The sequence below is a fragment of the Metapseudomonas cellulosilytica genome (genome assembly GCF_049334135.1).
GTDB lineage: Bacteria > Pseudomonadota > Gammaproteobacteria > Pseudomonadales > Pseudomonadaceae > Metapseudomonas.
This window is the reverse complement of record NZ_JBHZGN010000008.1, coordinates 115,933-135,528: the sequence shown is the minus strand read 5'-3', so window position 1 is coordinate 135,528 and position 19,596 is coordinate 115,933. Positions and strand designations below refer to the sequence as shown.

At 60.3% G+C, this 19,596-nt stretch carries 20 protein-coding genes; 9 read left to right on the top strand and 11 right to left on the bottom strand.

From position 1 onward, the window contains the following. Nucleotides 1–41: 41 nt before the first annotated feature. The 4 genes from choX to betI form a co-directional block, all read right to left on the bottom strand. Nucleotides 42–983, bottom strand: a complete 942-nt coding sequence (choX, locus tag ACFW0H_RS12535; RefSeq protein ID WP_422914224.1) for a choline ABC transporter substrate-binding protein — start codon at nucleotides 981–983, stop codon at nucleotides 42–44. Nucleotides 984–1,001: 18 nt separating this feature from the next. Continuing rightward, nucleotides 1,002–2,432 (bottom strand): purine-cytosine permease family protein, encoded by a 1,431-nt coding sequence (locus tag ACFW0H_RS12530; protein WP_422914223.1) that lies wholly within the window; start codon nucleotides 2,430–2,432, stop codon nucleotides 1,002–1,004. 450 nt (nucleotides 2,433–2,882) lie between these two features. Beyond that, nucleotides 2,883–4,301 (bottom strand): amidase, encoded by a 1,419-nt coding sequence (locus tag ACFW0H_RS12525; protein WP_422914222.1) that lies wholly within the window; start codon nucleotides 4,299–4,301, stop codon nucleotides 2,883–2,885. A gap of 2 nt (nucleotides 4,302–4,303) precedes the next feature. Continuing rightward, a complete protein-coding gene (gene betI / locus ACFW0H_RS12520) occupies nucleotides 4,304–4,894 on the bottom strand; it encodes a transcriptional regulator BetI (protein ID WP_422914221.1) in 591 nt (196 codons plus the stop codon). A gap of 552 nt (nucleotides 4,895–5,446) precedes the next feature. Between betI and ACFW0H_RS12515 the strand changes: the two genes are divergently transcribed. The 4 genes from ACFW0H_RS12515 (at nucleotide 5,447) to ACFW0H_RS12500 (ending at nucleotide 9,015) form a co-directional block, all read left to right on the top strand. Beyond that, nucleotides 5,447–6,661 (top strand): patatin-like phospholipase family protein, encoded by a 1,215-nt coding sequence (locus ACFW0H_RS12515; protein WP_422914220.1) that lies wholly within the window; start codon nucleotides 5,447–5,449, stop codon nucleotides 6,659–6,661. Between the two features lie 352 nt (nucleotides 6,662–7,013). Next, nucleotides 7,014–7,406, top strand: a complete 393-nt coding sequence (locus ACFW0H_RS12510; protein WP_422914219.1) for a GFA family protein — start codon at nucleotides 7,014–7,016, stop codon at nucleotides 7,404–7,406. A 145-nt stretch (nucleotides 7,407–7,551) separates the two neighbouring features. Beyond that, nucleotides 7,552–8,385: a tyrosine-protein phosphatase gene (locus ACFW0H_RS12505; RefSeq protein ID WP_422914218.1), complete on the top strand. Its 834-nt coding sequence runs from the start codon at nucleotides 7,552–7,554 to the stop codon at nucleotides 8,383–8,385. A gap of 138 nt (nucleotides 8,386–8,523) precedes the next feature. After that, nucleotides 8,524–9,015, top strand: coding sequence for a GNAT family N-acetyltransferase (locus ACFW0H_RS12500; protein WP_422914329.1), 492 nt, complete (start codon nucleotides 8,524–8,526; stop codon nucleotides 9,013–9,015). Between the two features lie 86 nt (nucleotides 9,016–9,101). Here the strand turns inward: ACFW0H_RS12500 and ACFW0H_RS12495 are convergent, their stop codons facing one another. From ACFW0H_RS12495 to ACFW0H_RS12480, 4 genes are all read right to left on the bottom strand, one after another. After that, nucleotides 9,102–9,833, bottom strand: a complete 732-nt coding sequence (locus tag ACFW0H_RS12495; protein WP_422914217.1) for a TrmH family RNA methyltransferase — start codon at nucleotides 9,831–9,833, stop codon at nucleotides 9,102–9,104. Between the two features lie 11 nt (nucleotides 9,834–9,844). Continuing rightward, nucleotides 9,845–11,467, bottom strand: coding sequence for an NAD(P)/FAD-dependent oxidoreductase (locus ACFW0H_RS12490; RefSeq protein WP_422914216.1), 1,623 nt, complete (start codon nucleotides 11,465–11,467; stop codon nucleotides 9,845–9,847). A gap of 299 nt (nucleotides 11,468–11,766) precedes the next feature. Next, complete coding sequence (locus ACFW0H_RS12485; RefSeq protein ID WP_422914215.1) at nucleotides 11,767–12,369, bottom strand: TetR/AcrR family transcriptional regulator; 603 nt, start codon at nucleotides 12,367–12,369, stop codon at nucleotides 11,767–11,769. A gap of 4 nt (nucleotides 12,370–12,373) precedes the next feature. After that, nucleotides 12,374–12,820 carry a MaoC family dehydratase gene (locus tag ACFW0H_RS12480; protein WP_422914214.1) on the bottom strand — a complete coding sequence of 149 codons (447 nt, stop codon included), beginning with the start codon at nucleotides 12,818–12,820 and terminating at the stop codon, nucleotides 12,374–12,376. A gap of 186 nt (nucleotides 12,821–13,006) precedes the next feature. On the opposite strand from ACFW0H_RS12480, the gene ACFW0H_RS12475 reads away from it, so the two are divergent. From ACFW0H_RS12475 to ACFW0H_RS12460, 4 genes are all read left to right on the top strand, one after another. Continuing rightward, the gene (locus tag ACFW0H_RS12475; protein WP_422914328.1) at nucleotides 13,007–13,390 is read left to right on the top strand and encodes a tautomerase family protein; all 384 of its coding nucleotides are present in this window, start codon (nucleotides 13,007–13,009) and stop codon (nucleotides 13,388–13,390) included. A 369-nt stretch (nucleotides 13,391–13,759) separates the two neighbouring features. After that, entirely contained in the window at nucleotides 13,760–14,140 is a 381-nt protein-coding gene (locus ACFW0H_RS12470) for a hypothetical protein (protein WP_422914213.1), read from the top strand. Between the two features lie 11 nt (nucleotides 14,141–14,151). Continuing rightward, the gene (locus tag ACFW0H_RS12465) at nucleotides 14,152–14,379 is read left to right on the top strand and encodes a YMGG-like glycine zipper-containing protein (protein WP_422914212.1); all 228 of its coding nucleotides are present in this window, start codon (nucleotides 14,152–14,154) and stop codon (nucleotides 14,377–14,379) included. A gap of 319 nt (nucleotides 14,380–14,698) precedes the next feature. Then, nucleotides 14,699–15,208: a BRO-N domain-containing protein gene (locus ACFW0H_RS12460; protein WP_422914211.1), complete on the top strand. Its 510-nt coding sequence runs from the start codon at nucleotides 14,699–14,701 to the stop codon at nucleotides 15,206–15,208. Between the two features lie 267 nt (nucleotides 15,209–15,475). On the opposite strand, the gene ACFW0H_RS12455 is transcribed toward ACFW0H_RS12460, so the two are convergent. Beyond that, complete coding sequence (locus ACFW0H_RS12455; RefSeq protein WP_422914210.1) at nucleotides 15,476–16,390, bottom strand: response regulator; 915 nt, start codon at nucleotides 16,388–16,390, stop codon at nucleotides 15,476–15,478. Nucleotides 16,391–16,394: 4 nt separating this feature from the next. Beyond that, nucleotides 16,395–17,699, bottom strand: coding sequence for an ATP-binding protein (locus ACFW0H_RS12450; RefSeq protein WP_422914209.1), 1,305 nt, complete (start codon nucleotides 17,697–17,699; stop codon nucleotides 16,395–16,397). A 150-nt stretch (nucleotides 17,700–17,849) separates the two neighbouring features. Between ACFW0H_RS12450 and ACFW0H_RS12445 the strand changes: the two genes are divergently transcribed. Beyond that, on the top strand, nucleotides 17,850–18,731 hold the full coding sequence (locus ACFW0H_RS12445; RefSeq protein WP_422914208.1) for a neutral zinc metallopeptidase: 882 nt from the start codon (nucleotides 17,850–17,852) through the stop codon (nucleotides 18,729–18,731). A gap of 24 nt (nucleotides 18,732–18,755) precedes the next feature. On the opposite strand, the gene ACFW0H_RS12440 is transcribed toward ACFW0H_RS12445, so the two are convergent. Beyond that, nucleotides 18,756–19,544, bottom strand: coding sequence for an IclR family transcriptional regulator (locus ACFW0H_RS12440; protein ID WP_422914207.1), 789 nt, complete (start codon nucleotides 19,542–19,544; stop codon nucleotides 18,756–18,758). Nucleotides 19,545–19,596: the final 52 nt, after the last annotated feature.

Genomic DNA, 19,596 nt, shown 5'->3' with positions numbered 1-19,596 from the left:
GCAGGCATCCATCTCGAAAGATCCACGCGAGGAAATCGGGCTTAGCGCCCCAGATATGCCATGACCTCCCGCTGGGCTGACTCGCCATTGAATGTAGTGACGCCATCCAGCCACTTCGCCACTACCTCTGGATGATCCTTCAACCAAGCCTTCGTGACCTCCATTGGGTCTTCCTTCTTGACGACCCTGGCCATGATCTCGTCTTCCATGGAAACGTCGAACTTCAGATTGTCGAGCAGTTTCGCGACATTCGGGCAACGCTCCTGATAGCCGTTTGCAACGACGGTATAGACTTCGGCAGAACCATAATCGGGGCCGAATGTCTTATCGCCTCCGGACAGGTATTGGATCTTGTAGGCCAGGTTCATTGGATGTGGTTCCCAGCCAAGAAACACAATCCACTCCTTGCGGGAAACTGCACGTTGAATCGAAACCAGCATGCCGGCCTCGCTGGACTCAATCAGTTTGAAGTCACCTAGTTTGTGCTCATTGTCCTTGATCATCTTCTGAATGACCACGTTCGCATCGTCACCTGGCTCAATACCGTAAATCCTTCCGCCAAGTCTATCTTTGAACTTTGCGATGTCATCGAAACTGCGCAAGCCGCCTTCATATGCGTAATCCGGCACGGCCAGTGTGAATTTGGCTCCTGTCAAATTCGGTGCCGGCAGTTGCGTAACCGACTTCGAATCGAGATAAGGCTTGGCATTCGCATCCTGCGACGGTTTCCAATAACCAAGGTAAATATCAACATTCTTGCGTTTCAGGCCGGCCCAGGCGAGAGGAATCGAGAGCGTAACATCGGTGGGTTTATAGCCGAGCCCTACGAGTATGTTCTTTGCAAGTGCCGTCGTTGATTCGAGATCCGCCCATCCAATCTTTGCGAATCGAGGCGACATGCAACTCTCCGGCTCTTTTGCTTGAACGGCAAAAGACATGATTGCTGCGAACGCACAAGCACAACGAAATCCAAGCTTCATCATCGGAAACTCCAGCTGATCTCAAACATGTTGGACAGAGTCAAAGGACGGTACGTTGCTCAACTCCTTCTGGATGTCCTGCGAACGACAGAGCCACCAGTAGACCAGTGCCGATGCGGCCAGCCCGATTGGCATGCTGATATCAGCGCCATCCAACTTTTCAGACACATACCCCATGTAGAGACCGGTATTGGAAAAAGGCAGCATGACCACGAACCCGACAAGGTAAGCACCCATTCCACGCCAATTCCATTTCCCGTAAATGCCGCTCGGGTTGAATATTTCCTTGATCGAATATTTCCCATGGCGAACGCCATAGAAATCAACCAGATTGATTGCAGTCCACGGGGTGAACAAATAAAGCAGGATCGCCAGGAAGTCACCAAATTCCTTAACAAAGTCGGCGGACGCGGTTAATGCAATGAACATTGCGGAACCACCTACAACCAACATCGTGACGATACGTTTGAGAAGTGTGGATTTCTGGGTTTTTATCGTATCGATGATGCTAAGCAAGGTAATTGAAGCGCCATAGAAGTTTTGCGCTGCGCTGGTAATCAGAATCAGCACCGAGATGATCACGAGAGTCTCGCCGAACCCCGAAAAAACCATGTTTCCCAGCATGACCAGGCCCGCGGCCAGATTCTGGCCAGGGCTGAGCGCCGCGGCTATGGCACCGATCAGCATCATCCAAACGCCGCCAATCATGGCGCCCATGTATGTCCACCAGAACGAGGCACGCACACTGACGTTGGCGGGCAAGTAGCGGGAATAGTCGGAGACGTAGATGGCCCAGCTCAGTTGATAGGCGGCTGCAACGAAGAACTGGGCCAGAAAGGCATTGCGTTTGAACTCGCCAAAGGACAGCTGATTGGCCGGAAGCTCCATGGACAGGACCAGACCGAAGGTCAGCACCAGCATCAGTGCGACCATCAGGAAAGCCAGGCCGCGCTGGACCTTATGGAAGGAGTTGTATCCGGCGACTGCCATGATGATCGCCAGCAGGGAAAAGACCATCGCCGACCCGCTTTCGGAGACACCGAGCAGTTCATGCAAGGTTTGCCCTACTAGTAGCTGGTTGAAGGCGTTGTATCCGACATAGGTAACGATGGCCACCAGGTATACGAGCAGCGCACCGAGATAGCCAAATTGGGGGCGGGACTGAATGAGTTGGGGCAGCCCCATTTGCGGCCCCTGAGTGGAGTGCCCGGCCATGAACAAGGTGCCGAACGCGCAACCGAGAATGATGGCGATGGCGGACCACAATAGATTGGCGCCCATGCCGATCCCGATGATACCCACAGCCAGGGTCGTCAGTTGCGCTCCACCGCAGAACCAGATCGGCCACAGGTGCCAGGCCTTGCCATGGCGCTCCGATAAAGGAACGTGGTCAATGGAACGTACTTCCAGATTAAAGCGTCCAGCCGGTGAGGAGTTTTCTTTCGCTAACATGATCGTCGTACCTATATTTCTTGTCGTAGTACAGTTGTTAGGCAGAAGAGCAAATAAGTTAAGTGGTGTTCAGGCCGCAGGCTTTTCAATTACCGGTGGCAAATTGAATTTCCATTTCAAGGTGAACTCCTCATGCCTCTGGCGATTGGACCCCACTTTTTGGGCTTGTTTGCCGATTTGGAAGCTCGTACAGGCACGCCAACGTCTCCACATATCTTTATGCAAAGCTTCCGCTGTCGAATCCTGAGCTTCATGAGTGCCTATTCATTTCATCGGCTTTATCCCTCTCTAATTTTTGCAATCTATTTGACGCAGGTGCAGCGTAGCGCTATTGGCGAATAAGCCTTGAGCCTATTCATTCCATTAGTCAGTTGCGTCCTGCGTATGGTTTGGTGACTAGTTCTCGCCGAACTGTCCGGGCCGGAAGATCAGATTCTGAATATCAGTTTTTCACTGGAACAGAAGTTTTGAGGAGAAGCTTTTTTCAATCTCATTGGCCAATCTGAGAATTGTTTCTTCATCGCCAAATCGACCAACTATTTGCAATCCGATCGGCAGCCCATCAGCCATGATGCCGACCGGCAAACTAATGGCCGGTTGTCCCGTCAGGTTGAAGATCTCGGTGAAGGGGGAGAAGGCATATGCATTCTCGTACCAGACATCCAGCTTCTTCTCTCCGGATGCCGTGAATCCACCGATCAAGGGTGGCGCAAGGGCCACGGTAGGCGTGATCAGCACATCGATCTCTTCGAACCAGCTCGCAATACGACGTGAGACGCGGTTTTGCACCGATCTCGCGTTATGCACATCGAGAGCGGAGCGGCGGGTCGACTGCTTGTACATTTCGTAGGTGATCCATTCGACATCACCTTCGGCTATGGGACGGCCCAGAGCGGCGGCCTGCTGGGTCATCAGTGCTTCGATCTCAAGCTGCCAGAACACGGCTGCGGCATCGCCTGCGCCGGTAAGGTCCGGCCAGTCGAAATCCCGCAGCTTGTGGCCTTCCGAACCAAGGTAGTCCACGACTTTGAGCACTGCGTTACGGATGGACTCGTCTATATCCGTTCCGTCGGGACGGTTGCAGCTGAAGGCTATTTTCAACTTGGGAGACGCCTTGCTCAGGCTCTCGAGCCAGGAGGCCGGCGCAGGCGGAGCCGCGTAAGGTGCGCCGGACTCATAGCCGGCCAGTACGTCCAGCAACAAGGCAGTGTCGCGGACAGTCCTGGTCAGCACGTGTTCGCTATCAAGCCCACCGACGAACTCCCCCACGTGGGGACCGACCGGGTTGCGTCCACGACTGGGTTTGAGTCCCACCACGCCGCAGACGGATGCTGGAACGCGGATCGAGCCGCCACAGTCGGTACCGTGAGCCACGGGCACCATGCCGGCTCCTACTGCGCAGGCCGAGCCGCCACTGGAACCGCCGGAGGCGTACTTGGGGTTCCTGGGGTTTCGACAGGGACCGAAGTATTCGGGCTCGGTGACAAAATCCCCCGCAAATTCCGGCGTCTTGGCCTTTCCAAGAATGATCGCGCCGGCATTGCGCATACGACTGACGAGTTCGCTATCAGCCTCCGCCGCAGGAGCATCCTTGTACAAGCGAGAACCGTGTCTGGTGGCGAAGCCACGGACATCGATATTGGTGTCCTTTATCAATACAGGCAGTCCCGCCAGTGCGCCTTGTCCATGGTTTCTGGCAGCCTGGCGGGCGCTTTCGGCATTGATGGACACGACTGCCCCCAGTTCGTGGTCCTGGGCTTCGATTTCGCTGATCGCCAGGTCGACCAGTTCCAGGGCGGTGACTTCTCCAGCCTCTACCAGTTGAACGAGGCTTACCGCATCGAAGCTCTTATATTCATCGCTATTCATAGCTACACCTTCAGGTCATAACCAAGGAGGTTGTTGAGGAACTCATAAGCCAGGCGTCGGGAATCGCCGATTGTTTCCGGGGTTGGGTCCACCGCTGCCCGCAGCCACAGGCCGTCGATGAACACTGCGATCATCTGTGCCTTATATCGAGCGGTTGTCTTGTCCATGCTTTTCGCCAGGGCGTGGAAAAGCAGCGAGTGGCTGCGGCGCGCCACAATGTTCTGAATTCGCTGGAACTGTTGCGATTGCGGGACCTGGGCCCAGAAGGCCAGCCAGGCGGCGACGTTCTCGCGTGTCAGGTTCAATGCACTGACGTTGCCTTCGACGAAGGCCTGCACCCGTTCGGAAGGCGTTTGGGATTGACGAAGGTGATTGAAGATCTCGGCGTTGATCCGCTTGTTCAGCTCCCGCAGGGTCGCTTCAAGCAGGGCGTTCTTGTCCGAGAAATAGTGATGCACTATCCCGTTGGACATCCCCGATCTCGCGCTCACTTGCGCCATGCTCGTGCCGGCAAGGCCCTGCTCGCCGATTAGCGAGAGCGTGGCCTCCACCAACTGCTTCTTGCGTATTTCCTGCATTCCTACCTTAGGCATGGCTCGGTCTCTTTTTTCATTGGTCACTCAATGAAAAAAAATTAGCATCCGTTTTGCCACTGATGCAAGGAAAAATCTGCGTGTCGGCAACCGCCTTGGACAGAGGGGAGGTATCGCGGTCGGCAGAAGGCCGGACTAGAGCGGATCAGATGGGAAGGCCGGGCAAGCCAGCAGATGAAAGGCATGCGAGTAGTTGCCGAGCTGCCCATGGAGCAGCCCTTGCCCGAAGGAGCTCGATGCTGTGACTCGGAGGCGCGAGTCGCCGCGCCCGTTGCATTGCTTGCAGTTCGAACTCCAGCACGCATGTGTCGTCGGGCTCCAGGTTTCTGAGCGCAGCAACGTGAAGCGTCTTTAATGAGGTAACCGGAGCCAAAGCTGTCATTACCCCACCACCCCGCGCAGTTGCCACAGATGAACAATCCGCACCCTGGCATGCAATTTGTTGAGCAATGATCCGCGCGAACATGTGCGGCGTCGCTATCACAGCCTTCGTGCGGCGGGATATTCAAACAACGCGGCTCATACGACACAGGCACAGCGAGAGAGTCGACTATGAAAGCCACCAACCTGATCGTGGCCCTGTTGCTACTGTTACAGGGCTGCACCATGTCGCCGACACGCCTGCCGGCGGTGCCGGACGACCTGACGGCGAGAGCGGAAATTCCAGGCATGCCTGGGGTGCGTTATGTCGGCGGCGGCGACATGACAGAATTCACACGAATCGGCATTCAAGCGCTGCAGCGGGAGCAGGCTTACCTTGCCAAGCAAGGGCACAAAGGGCCCCTGCCGCCAGCGGTATATCTGGCCATTTCGGGCGGCGGTGACAACGGGGCGTTCGCCGTAGGCGTGCTGAATGGCTGGACGGCTAAAGGCACGCGCCCGGAATTCAAGCTCGTTACCGGCATCAGCACGGGCGCGCTGATCGCGCCTTTCGCATTTCTGGGGCCGAAGTACGACGCGACACTGAAAAGGTTCTACACCACGCTGTCACCGAAAGACGTCCTCAAGCCGCGCAGTTTTCTCGAAGGCGTTTTGGGTGATGCAATGTCAGATAACGCACCGCTGTTGAAGCTGACACGCGAATCGTTGAATGAGCAGATACTCAAGGAAATCGCCGCGGAGTACGCCAAGGGCCGCTTTCTGTTAGTTGCCACGGCGGACCTCGATGCGCGCCGCCCAATAATCTGGGACATGGGAAAAATCGCGACCTATGGCGGTCCTGAGGCATTGGATCTGTTCGTGAGAGTCATGATTGCATCTGCCTCCATTCCGGGAGGATTTCCGCCCATGATGATCGACGTGGAAGTCGATGGTAAGGCCTATCAGGAAATGCACGTGGACGGCGGCATCATGGCACAGGTGTTCGCTTATCCGGCGTCGGTTCGCGTCGATGAGGAAGCAAAAGCAATTGGAGTGACCCGCGAGCGCAAACTGTACGTGATACGCAATTCACGACTCGACCCGGACTGGGCGGACGTCGAGCGCAAAACCATGAGCATCGCCGGTCGCGCGGTCACCTCGTTGATCCACAGCCAGGGTATCGGCGACCTTTACCGGATCTATTCCACCACCCAGCGTGATGGTGTGGATTTCAACCTCGGGTTCATACCCTCGAGCTTCAACGCTCCGCACAAGGAAGAGTTCGATAACGAATACATGCGCAGCCTCTACACCACCGGCTATGACATGGCGGTGCAGGGTTTCCCGTGGCTCAAAACCCCTCCCGGATTCACTGCTGCCGGTGTAACAGCAGCAGGGAAACAGTGAGCGTGCGTTGTGCCCAACGGCTGGTTTTTACGCTGCACTGGCTGCTGGAACCTGCCGAGAAGCGCCTGTACGGTTGCACCCACAAGGCAGTAGAAGCGCACCTTGGCTTGTTGCGTCCGGTTGGTCGTACGCTCAAGGCATTTGGAGCAAGCGAATTGCTCACGTTTCGGTAGCGGACCTTGAACGGCCGCTCCTGGAAACGGCTGCCTTCGGTCCTTTGCAATCGTTTGGCTGCTATTTTCACAACCACCGATAAAGGCCGTCTGCGAGGTCGCGCTGGCGCATCGATCATGGGCGCCCGACGGGGTGCGTTGTGACCATTCCGGCCGCTTGATTCCAGAGGAGACGCAGCATGGAGCGATTCACCGGCGGTTGCCTTTGCGGCAACGTTCGAATTGTGGCGTCGGGACTCCCCTACCGGGTCGGCATTTGTCACTGCCTCGACTGCCGCAAGCATCATGGGGCCCTGTTCAACGCTTGCGCGGTGTTCCCTCAGGATGCGGTGACGATCGATGGCGAGACACGCGACTACGCCGGGCGTTTTTTCTGTCCCCGCTGCGGCTCGTCCGTTTTCGCCCGCACCGCAGACGAAATCGAAGTGCACCTGGGATCCCTGGATGCCCCTGACCAACTGATGCCCACCTACGAAAGCTGGATTGTCCGGCGCGAGTCCTGGTTGCCTCCGTTTCCGCTCACGAGGCGATACGAGCGCGATCGTGACCCCACGAGTCGCTCTGAAGAGTAAGTCGCACGAAGGGTGCCAAGGCGCCGCTGCGCGCGCCTCTCCCGATTCCCGACACAGTCGGAACCCGACCGCGAAGACACAGTTCGCAATACGGGTCGCGCTGGATTACCTTCGATGCAACATAACAACAAGACCGAGAATACGTATGGCCGGCAAGATCGCGTCACTGCTTTCAGGGGTCACTCCGCAAACGCCCCTGGAAACAAGCCCCACTACGGACGTCGCACTGACCGGCACAGCGCTGTCGTTCGAGAACATCCACAACCTGCGCGACCTCGGTGGCCTGTACAGTCGCGACGGTAGGCGTTTACGCAAGGGCCGACTGTTCCGCGGTGGCAACCCGGGCCTGGCAAGCCCTGCCGACCTCGCCCAACTGCGAACCCTTGGCCTGGACAGGGTCATCGACTTTCGCGCCGCTGAAGAGAAGTCGGTGGAAGAACGCGGATTTGCCAATGCCTTTGAATGGATCGCCCTTCCCGTGCTGGAGGGCAGCATGGGCATGAGCGAGCTGGTGACGAGACTGCGAGCCTCCACGCGGCAGGAGATGGACGACTTCATGCTGCAGACGTATCGCGATTTCCCCGTCAAGCACCAGGCTGCCTTCGGCAGGTTCATGAGAGAAGCTGAAACAGGCCGAACGCTGCTGTATCACTGCACCACCGGCAAAGACCGGACCGGCTTCGCCACCCTGCTGCTGTTGTCGGCGCTTGACGTGGTGCCGGAAACGATCCTGGCCAACTATCTGGAATCCAACCATTGGAACCAGCGCCTCATCCAGGGCCTGTTGACGCGCCTTGCACCACTGGGTGTCTCACCCGAAGTGGCCATGCCGTTGCTTGAAGTCCGGGCCGGTTATCTGCAGGAGTCACTGCAGACAATCGAGCAGGAATGGGGCAGCACTGCCCGCTTCCTGAGCGATGCCCTGTCGGTGGATGTGCAGGGCTTGCAGACTCACTACCTTGCAGAACGGTCCGACTGAACCGTTTTCGCTGTCGCCGCCCTACTCCGGCTGGTTTTGCGGGCAAGCGATCGCTGTATGGAGCATTTGCTGTCGATCTGCACCTATCACTCAGCTTGCCGCCGCCCTAGCATCGACCACTCCGTAGAGGTCCATGCGATGAAAGAGATTCCCGGCGAAATCGACTTTTCAGGTTTGCAGGCACGCAGGCTGGAGCTTAATGACCTGCAGATGATTTGTGTTCATCGCGAAACCATGTTCCTCGAGGCAGGCGGCGTTCCATCGGAATTGCGGGTGATGACCGAGCACTTCCGGCCCTGGTTGCATCAGCGCCTGGTCGATGGCCGTTACTACGGGTTTGCTCTGCTGGACGACGGACAGCCTGTGGCGGCGATCGGCCTTATGAGTATCGACTGGCCGCCTCATCCATCCCATCCGAACCTCGACCAGCGCGGCTATGTGCTGAACGTTTTCGTCGAACCCGCCTATCGGCGTCGGGGCCTTGCTTCGGCCCTGATGAAGCTGGCCGAAGCCGAGTTTGCCCAGCGCGGATTGAGCTTTGCCGTGCTGCACGCGACCCAGGCCGGCCAGCCGGTGTATGAAGCCTCGGGCTGGGCAGCCACCACTGAAATGGCCAAGGCGATCGGCTGACTCCAAGGGTCGCCTCAGCTCCCCCGGCTTTCCTTTGCACCCGATGCTCGGGAGGTTCTGCGGATCGAAAGCAGCCCTTGTCGATCCTATCTGTTCAATTCGTAAGCGCACATATTGACCGTCGCGGCCAGGTTCAGCGATTCGATGGTCCCACAACCGGGAATCGTGAAAGGTTGGGCGTTGAGTGCGATCAGTTGCTCGCGGGGCACGCCGCGTGCCTCGTTGCCGAACAGATAACAATCGAACGCCTTGAAACTGGCGGATTGCAAGCTGTCGCCATTCATATCCAGGCAGGCGATGCGCTCGAAGCGCGTGCGCAAGGAATCCAATTCCACATCCAACTCCATGGGCGCATGAAAAATGGCGCCCATGCTGGAGCGCACGACCTTGGGGTTATACGGATCAACGCTGCCGGGACTGAGCAGGCAGCGAAAATTACCGAACCACGCCAGCGTGCGCAGGATGGTGCCGAGATTGCCCGGGTCCTGGATTTCATGCAGGTAAATGGCGCGCTCATTGTTGGCGGGTGCAGCAACCGGCGCGGCTGCCGGCGGCATTGGCACCAGCGCAATGATTCCCTGCGGTGTCTTGGTGTCGGCGATCTGCGCCATCTGGCGGTCGCTGATCACGTGGGTTTCAAACGGGCTTTGCCAGTGCTCGTAGGCACCGGTCACATACAGCTGACTGCGCTTTAGCAGCGGATTCTTCAAGGCCGCTTTCTGCAGTTCCAGCAACAGATGTTCGCCCTCCACCAGGAAATGACCGAACTCGGCCCGGTATTTCTTCTGGTGGAGCTTTTTAATGTCATCGAACTTCATCAATGCGGCGCTCAGTTGCTCTGTATTTCAGACAGTAGCGACTTGGCCACCGCCTCGGCGACTTTGATGCCATCCACGCCCGCCGACAGAATGCCACCCGCATAACCGGCGCCTTCACCGGCCGGATACAGGCCACGCAGATTGAGGCTTTGCAATGTCTCGTGGTCGCGGGTGATACGGACCGGGGAGGAAGTGCGGGTTTCGATACCGGTGAGCACCGCGTCATCGCGATCGAAACCGCGGATCTGCTTGCCAAATGCCGGCAGCGCCTCGCGGATGGCCTCGATCACATATTCCGGCAGCGAGGGCGCAAGGTCGCCCAGGCGCACGCCGGGTTTGTAGGAGGGTTCCACCTCGCCAAATTCGCTCGACGGCACCCCGCGAATGAAGTCGCCCACCAATTGCGCAGGCGCGCAGTAATCGCTGCCGCCCAATTCATAGGCGCGGGATTCCAGGCGCTCCTGCAACTCCACTCCCGCCAGCGGGCCGCCCGGGAAATCCTGCTCCGGGTTGATGCCCACGACTATGCCGGCATTCGCATTGCGCTCGTTGCGCGAGTACTGGCTCATGCCGTTGGTAACGACGCGCTCCGGCTCGGAAGTGGCCGCAACCACAGTGCCGCCGGGGCACATGCAGAAGCTGTAGACGGCGCGGCCATTCCTGGCGTGATACACCAGCTTGTAGTCGGCGGCGCCGAGCTCCGGATGGCCGGCGTATTTGCCCAGGCGGGCCTGGTCGATCATGCCTTGCGGGTGTTCGATACGGAAACCCACGGCAAAGGGTTTGGGCTCGATGAACACGCCCTGACGGTGCAGCATGCGGAAGGTATCGCGGGAACTGTGGCCCAGCGCCAGTACGACATGGCGGCTGCGGATCGTTTCGCCACTGGCCAGCACCACGCCCTCGAGCTGGCCATCGTCGATCAGCAGATCGGACACCTTGCTTTCAAATCGCACCTCGCCGCCGAGGGCGATAATCTCCTCGCGCATGGCCGCTACCACGCCAGTGAGACGGAAGGTGCCGATATGCGGCTTGCTCACGTACATGATCTCTTCCGGAGCGCCGGCGCGAACGAACTCCTGCATCACCTTGCGGGCGTAGAACTTGGGGTCCTTGATCTGGCTGTAGAGCTTGCCGTCGGAGAACAGGCCGGCACCGCCCTCGCCGAATTGCACGTTGGACTCCGGGGTCAGGACCTTCTTGCGCCACAGTGCCCAGGTATCCTTGGTGCGGCGACGCACATCCTTGCCGCGCTCCAGCACAATGGGTTTGAACCCCATCTGCGCGAGCAGCAGCGCCGCGAACAATCCACAGGGGCCAAAGCCCACGACCAGCGGCCGCTCGCTCAGATTGGCCGGCGCCTGTCCTACTGGGTAGTAGTGGGTGTCCGGGGCTGGACGTACATTGTTGTCATCGGCAAAGCGCGCCAGAATCGCCGCCTCGTCGCGGGCCTCCAGATCGATGATGTAGATGAACAGAATGACGCTGCTTTTCTTGCGGGCATCGTAGCTGCGCTTGAACACGGTGAAGTTCAGCAGATCGGCGTCGCTGATACCGAGGCGTTTGACGATGGCCTTGCGCAATTCATCGGCAGAATGATCGAGGGGCAGAGACAGTTCGTTGATGCGAATCATGGCGGTAATCCTGGCCGGTGAATCCGGCAAAGGAAGCAACAGAGGGATGAGGTAAGGCGCGAATTGTACCCGCCGCCGCCCGCCGCTGTCAGGCCTGGCCTGATGGCTCTGCGGAACGCGCCGTGCGGGTCGGCGCTGTGCGTTCGAGCTCGCTTCGATGGTGACGCAGGCTCGACCCGGGCGATCTCAGTGAAGAACGCTGGAAGCAGTATGGGTCGGAGGCGAAATAGCGTGCAGGTTTTCGCCGACCGGGCCCTTGCGCCGACCGGTTGAATCCACATCCCAAAGTGGACGACGGCCTACCGATGCCCCTGCTGTTTGGCGGCCTGGTTCACAGCAGCTTCAATCGCCTCCACCCAAGGCGCATTGCCAATTGCCTGCGCAATCGCACGGGCACCCACCATCGCCGCAAACAGGACCATCGAGTCGCGCTCGGCAGCGTCTGGAGTGGCATGGCCGCCAGTTGCTCCCTTCATCTCGCTGATGAACTTGTCGAACAGGTCCTTGGTGCCCGCCTTGTAGGCTTCTACAGAAGCTTGGTCGGCGCCTCCGTTGATGACATGTGGCGCGAATGCCAATACCGGGCAGCGGCGCTTCGCCGCGGTGTTTCGAAGGTACTGGCGGACCAGTGCGCTGGCTCGATTCTCGGCTTTGGCATCTGCTTGCTGATACACGTCGTCCCAGGCGTCGAGCGACTGATCGAACGCCAGCGAGAAAGCTTCGGCCACAAGCGCATCCTTGGAGTCGAACTGCTTGTAGAAGCCGCCAACAGTCATTCCGTTGGCAGCCATCACGTCAGACACCGATACATTCTCGACGCCTAGCTCGCGAAACATCCTGCTCGCAGTCTCAACGATCTTCGCCCGATTCTCCGAGGCCTGCTGTTGTGATGAGCGTCCCATGAGGTCACCTTTCCTTCTTGAAGCCCACGACCTTGGTTATCAGTTTTTGCAGTACCTCGTCATTCTGATTCGAGGTGACGCACTCGAAAACGACGATGGCCCGATCAGGCCTGGATCGAGACGGAGTAATGCTGACGACCTTGCTGGTGACCTGAAGGACGTCACCAGGGCGGGTTGCCTGTGGCCAACTGATCTCTGCGCCTGCGCCGATTACGCCATGGGCGAAGGGCAGGCTCTGCACCAGGAGCCGCATCGTGATGGCCGCGGTGTGCCATCCGCTGGCAGCCAGGCCCTGGAAGAACGTATCTGTCGCTGCGTCTTCGTCGAGATGGAATGGCTGTGGGTCGAATTGGGTTGCGAACTGGATGATCTGCTCGGCGTCCAGCTCATGTTGGCCGCTTACAAAAACGTCATCCACGGCTATGTCATCCAGATAGATGTGTTCCGGCATTGTCTCGACTCCATCGCAAGCCCATTGGGCGCTATTCGGGGTGTTGGTCGCACTCGCTTGTCAAAATAGATTATGGCCATTATCTTTTTGACGCAAGGACAGCTGGCGACCGAACCGACCAGCTTCTTGGATGGCGCCCAAGCCAGCGTGGCTGAAGGTTTTCCCGAATACGTCAAGGAGAAATCCATGCCTCTCGTTCGTATCGACATCAAAAGGAACCCTGACGCTTCCTACGCCAAGAGGCTGGGCAAGGTCGTCTATGACTCAATGAGGAGCACGATCAATGTGCCGGATCACGACAATTTCCAGGTCCTGACCGAGCACGATGACACCCACTTCGTCTATGACCGGGAGTACCTCGGGATTGAGCGAACGGATGGGCTGGTGTTTATCCAGATCACCCTCAACGAGGGACGCACGACGGATCAGAAGAAGCTTCTCTACAAGACGATTGCCGATGGGCTCAACAAGGAAGCAGGTGTTCGCCTGGAGGACGTTTTCGTCAGCCTGGTCGAAGTCAAAAAGGAAAACTGGTCCTTCGGTAACGGACTCGCCCAATACGTGACCTGACCGTTGGCGCCAACCTGACCTTGCGAGCGCGGCCAGGTGCTGCTCGGCTCGTCGGACGACTGTCTGGCTGCGTGATGCTGCTTGCCGTCCTTCTCTTGTACAGAGAAGTTCCTCTCCATCAGGAAATCCGGGCTATGCGAACGCGGACCTGAGAACAAGCGTTATCGACACGATTGAAACGAGCGTAGTAAGGGCATGGAGGTGCTACGTATCGCCATTGGCGGAGCATTGACATTCGGGACCGGCGAGAGTCCGATGAATCTCCGGTGCGTTCGACCGGTTCGAGAGTCGATCCGGCGAAGCGACCCAGGGCCGCCGGTGCAGGCCGCGCCACCGAGTTGAGGTTCAGCCTAGCGAGGAGGGAAGACGATGAGGACATTGCGAATGGGCATGCTCGCATTGGCAGCATGCGTGACCCTGGCGGCGGCATCGGACATGGCCCGCGCCGACGAGGTGCCCATGATCACCGGCGAGCAATGGATGCAATCGTCGGAGCAACTCAAGAAGGTCTATCTCATCGGTATCGCCAACGCCTACCAGGTGGAAGCGGCCTACTATGGGTCGAAGCCGCCGTCCGATGAGCACAGCCTGATTCCGCGCTTCGGCAGGGGTCTGAAAGGACACACACTCGACAGCGTGCGCGAAGGGCTCAACCAGTGGTACGCCGCCAATCCCGACCGCGTGAAACGGCCCGTCATCGAGACCATCTGGTTCGAGATGGTCGTGCCAGGTCTCCAGCAGAACCAGTAGCGGAGATGAACATGAAGCGGATCCTAGTGTTTGCCGCAGCCCTCACCGCAGCGAGCGTGATCGGCTGCACCTCGATGACACCCCAGCAGCAGGGGACCGTGAGCGGCGCGGCCATCGGTGCCGCGGCCGGTGCCGGCATTGCCGCAATAGCCGGCGGCAGTGGATGGACCGGCGCGGCAGTTGGCGCCGTCGCCGGCGGGGTTGCCGGCAACATCAGAGGCAGCAAGCAGCAGAAATAGGCGGGCCAGTTCGTGCTGTCATCGCTTGCCCTTGCGCCCTCCCCTCCCTATCCTGCGCCGGTCGCGGTCAATCCCGTGGCCGGGTTTGGCGACCCGACTTTAGTAGGCGCGATAGCGCCATACGGTGTTTGCGAGAACAGCGAATGTTCTTGCAGGCCCCCGCACGCATGCAGTTTCTGCTGCACTGCTTTATGGCAGATCGCGCGGGGAGACCTTCGGGTCTGCCGGGTCCTACTAACCGGTTCGCCAACCCCGCGCGGTCTGCCACCCTCGTTTGGCGACGTAGGTGGCAGCTCTTCCAGCTAGTAGGACAACCACCATGCAAGACGCATATACCCCCCTCGTGTTCCAACGCCATACCCAACATCTACGCGCCGTGATGATCGACAACCGGCCCTGGTTCGTCGCCTACGACTTCGCCCGCCTGATCGCTGCGCCACGCGCCCACCTGCTGGCCCGGCGCATGGCCACGCACCAGCGGCGCACGGTGCGGCTGAAGTACGCCTCCGAGATGCTGGAAGAACTGGAAGTGATCAGCGATGAGGGGGCCTATCACGCCCTCTATCGCTTCGGGCATCCGGATAACCGTCGCATCGCCCGGTGGCTCAGCGAAGAGGTGCTGCCGACGCTGCATGATCAGCACCGGGAGATGGAGGTCTCGCCCCGGCGGGCCTTCATGAGTTGGGCCAATCAGCGCATCGGGGTGGTGCAGTGGCAGGGGGAGCTGTGGATCGCGCGACGGGATCTGCCGGTGTTCATGGCGGCCCATGATGATCCGGCACTGAGTGATGAGCCGAGTTGGAAGCGGATGTCGTTCGGCGATTGGTAAGGCCCCATAACTAAAGCCCCATCCCGTCGGTAGATCCTATGTCCGAGTGCAAGTCTGTCGTGCGAGCACCAGGCTTGCCGCTTTTCTGTGGGGGCGAATTCATTCGCAAACCGGACCGCAGGTTCGGCCTGGAAGTCAGCTTGGGGCTGCTGCGCAGCCCTTGGCGAATGAATTCGCCCCCACAACAAAAGTCCCGCCGCACTCCGAAGCCCGGATGGGGCAATGAGTTCGTGAGAACAGGGCCGCTACGCGGCCCCCTTCCCCGCCTCAGGCAATCATCCGTTCGCGCAACCGCGCCAGCATCCCCAGGAGGCTGCCGACCCGCTGGTTTTCGCCGGCTTCCTTCGGGGCATCGGCCACGCGCGGAATCACCTGCAAGGGTTGAGCGCGCCAGAGGAAGGCCTGTTCAGCTGCGGCCTTCAGGCCTTTCTCGAACAGGCCGCGGCGAATCGGCTTGGGCAGGTAGCGGAAGATCTGCGCTTCGTTGATCAGCTTGAGCAGCGCCTGGGTGTCACGGAAGGGGGTAACCACCAGGCTCAGCAGGCGCGGGTGGGCCTGGGCCAGGGATTTCAGCAGCGGCGCCAGGTCCTCGCCGCCCAGTCGCAGGTCGCTGACCAGCAGGTCCACCGCTTCCATATTGAGTGTCACCAGGGCCTCGCTCAGGCTGTGGGCCCGCAGCAGGCGGTGACCGCCGGCCTGGCAGAACGCCTCGACGCAGTGCAGGGTTTCCGGGTCGTCGTCCAGTAGCAGCACGGAAAGCGGCGCGGCCAGTTCGCGGGGGGCAGCGCTGATCGGCGCAGCGGCCTGGCGCGTGGCGATCTCCGCCGCCTGGCGCAGGGTGAAGGCCATTTCCTGCGGGTCCCAGGGCTTGGTCAGGTAGCGGAAGATGCCGCCACTGTTCAGGGCCTCCACCGCCGCATCCAGGTCGGAATAGCCAGTGAGCAGAATGCGCAGGCAGTCCGGGGCGATCTCCCGGGAGCGTGCGAGCATCTCCGCGCCACTCATCCCTGGCATGCGCTGGTCGCTGACGATGATCTGCACCGATTGTTCCTTCAAACGCTGCAGCGCCCGCAGCGGGTCGCTTTCGGTGATCACCTCGTACTGGCGGCGGAATTGCAGCGCCAGGCTGCGCAGGATGCGTTCCTCGTCATCGACGAAGAGGATGCGGACAGGAGTGGTCATGGGCTCAGGCGCTCCGTTTCAGTTCGACGGCCTGGCTACGCGGCAGGCTGATGAGAAAACGCGTTCCGCGCCCCGGCTCCGAGGCCACGCGGATGCTGCCACCGTGGTCGCGGATGATCTTGTAGCTGATGGACAAGCCCAGCCCGGTGCCCTCGCCCACCGGCTTGGTGGTGAAGAAGGGATCGAAAATGCGCCGCATGACCTCGGGCGGCATGCCGCGGCCGTTGTCCTGCACCGAGATGAACAGCTGCACGTCATCGGCCCAGCTCTTGATCTGGATGCGCCCAGGCCCGTCCATGGCCTGGGCGGCGTTGGTGAACAGGTTGAGCAGCACCTGGTTGATCTGCGACGGCGCGCAGGCGATGCGTGGCAGTTCCCCCAGCGACTGCAAGACCTCGGCCTTGTCCCTGATGTGGTTGCGGGCAATCAGCAGGGCGCTGCGGATGCAGTCGTTGAGGTCGACCTCCTCGCTCATGGCGCGGTCCAGGCGGGCGAAATCCTTCAGACCGGAAACCAGTTCGGTGATCTGGCCGAGGCCGTAGAGGGTGTCACCGAACAACTGGCGCAGATCGCCGGCCAGCAATTCGGGAGCGACTTCTTCGCGCATGGCGGCGGCACGCTCCAGGGCATCGGCCAGGCGCTGCTCGTCGCAGTCCGGGTCGTCCAGGCAGTCGGCCAGTGCGGCCTGGCTGTCGGCGAGAGCGAACAGCGGCGCGGTCAGCTCTTCCAGCAGCTGCACATTGTTCTTCACGTAGCCCAGGGGCGTATTCAACTCGTGGGCGACCCCGGCGACCATCTGGCCGAGGGAGGCCATCTTCTCCGACTGCACCAGTTGCGCCTGGGATTCCTTCAGGTCCACCAGTGCCTTGCGCAGCACCTGGTTGCGCTGGGCGATGCGCAACTCCATGGCCTTGAGCAGGTCCAGCACCGTACCGAGCCCCAGGTAGCGTCCCTGCTCGTCCACCAGGATGAAATCTTCGGTAATGGGGTACTGCAATTGCGCCGTGACCTGCTTGGCCGCCAGCTCCAGGCCCGAAGCCAGGGCGACGGTGAGCGGTGCCGGGTTCATCACGTCGGCCACCGGCCGGCGCCCCCAGAGGTCGCGGCCGAAACGCTGCATGAAGATGTCCTGCAAGGTGTAGCGGCTGACCAGGCCCTGGGGCATCCCCTGCCCGTCGACCACGGGCAGGGAGAGGAAGGCCTTGTGTTCATGGGTCAGCAGACGATCGGCCACATCACTGATGCTCATGTCCGGGGCCAGCGGCTCCACGGCCTTGAGCAGGCGAGCCAGACTGCTTTCGGCTGCCATGATCGGTACTCCGGCGACTGATGGGTGCCGCGCATTCAAGCAGCATCAGGTTGCCATCATGTGACAGGCGTCTCATCCGCACGGGCGACGTGGCGAGTCGGCGCGGAACGGACGACACTGAATCTCGATGCCCCCCCGGAGCCTACCGTCATGCCCGAAAAAGCCGCCGCCCCGAAGCCCCGCTTCGGATTGCTGCTCCGCCTGCTGCGCATCCTGTCCTGGCTGCTGATCATCATTGCGCTGGGCGGTGTGGCCCTCTACCTGGCCTTCGGTCCGGCGCATCTGATCGACCAGTTGAGGCCGCCGGAGCCAGCGTTTCCCGAGCATGTCACCGTATCCCCGGAACCGGTCGCAGCGGCACCGGTGCCGGCCGCGACGAGCGCACCCGCCGACTCGAAGGAACTGGTGAACCTGATGCTGGACAGCATCGAGGACATCTGGGGCGAGTTCCTCGCCCGTGGCGACTACTCCTACAAGCGGCCGAAGGTGGTGCTCTACGAGAACCGGATCGAGGCGCCCTGCAAGCTCACCGGTTTCATCAGTGGGCCCTACTACTGTACGAGCGATATGCACCTGTACCTCGACCTGGCCTATCTGGACGAACTGCAGAAGCGCGCCCCACAGGTGGGCAACCTCGCTCGCAGCTATGTGATCGCTCACGCCGCCGCTCACCACATCCAGAACATCGTGGGGGTAGCGGGCTGGTTCAAGGAATTCAATGTCGACCTTGGCAAGGCGAAAGATGATGGGACTCTGCAGCTGGGCCAGGAACTGGTGGCGGATTGCCTGGTGGGCAGCTGGATCAGCTACGCCCAGCACAAATATGCCTGGCTGAAGCCGCAGGATATGGGCGAAGCGTTGAAGGCGGTGGTTGCCCTGGGCGAGGAACGCACCAAGGCGAAGGGCCAACCGACCGTGCCCGATCCGATGACCCTGGGGCGCCTGGAGACGCGCCTGCACTGGCTGGAGATGGGGGTGGAAACCGGTGACCCGCGAGAATGCAGCCAACTGTTCACCGGGGCGGAGGAATGATCCACCCCAGAGCGGCGGCCAACCCTATTCCGGCGGCCGTCCGCCCATCCGCAAGCTGATGGTTTCAGCCGCCTGGTGCAGGCGTTCGGCGGCGGAACCTTCGGTGTCGGCGCTGAACACGCTGGCCGCCCCCACCACCGTGATCACCCCGGCGAGCTTGCTGCCCGTGGCGAACAGCGGCGCCGAAAGCGCATTCACCCCCGGCATCAGCAGGCCGTGCACGGGGTGCAGGCCGGTGGCGCGGATCTGCGTCATCTGGGCCTGGAGCTCGGCGGCATCGGGAGCACCCGGCTGCGCCAGTTCCTCATCGCGCAGGAAGGCGGTCTCGGTCTCGGGCAGGTAGGTGTTGAACACCAGGCCGGTGGATGAGCCTAGCAGCGGCAGCACCGAGCCCACCTGGGTCACCAGGGTCACCGCGCGCAGGGCCTGTTCCACATGGACCACGGTCGGGCCCTTGTTGCCCCACACGGCGAGGAAGCAGGTTTCGTTCAGCGCGTCGCGCAACTCCGCCAGATGCGGCATGGACACCTTCACCACATCCAGCCGCCCAATGGCAGCCAAGCCCACCAGCAGCGCCTCGCGGCCGAGACCATAGTGATTGGTAGTGGCGTCCTGTTCGGCGAAGCCGCTGGCGATCAGCGCCTGGAGGTAACGGTGCACCTTGCTCGCCGGCATGCCGACGTGCTCGGCCAGCCTCGACAGCGAGGTGGCCGGCGCCAGCTCCGCCAGCCCCTTGAGGATGTCGGTGCCCACTTCCGCGGCCTGCACCTTCTGCCGCCGCGGTGCGCCCGCGCTGTCGTTCTCGCTCGTCATGTCCTGGCCTTGGTTGCTGTATTGGGCGCTGTTATAGCTTGACCCCTTTTGG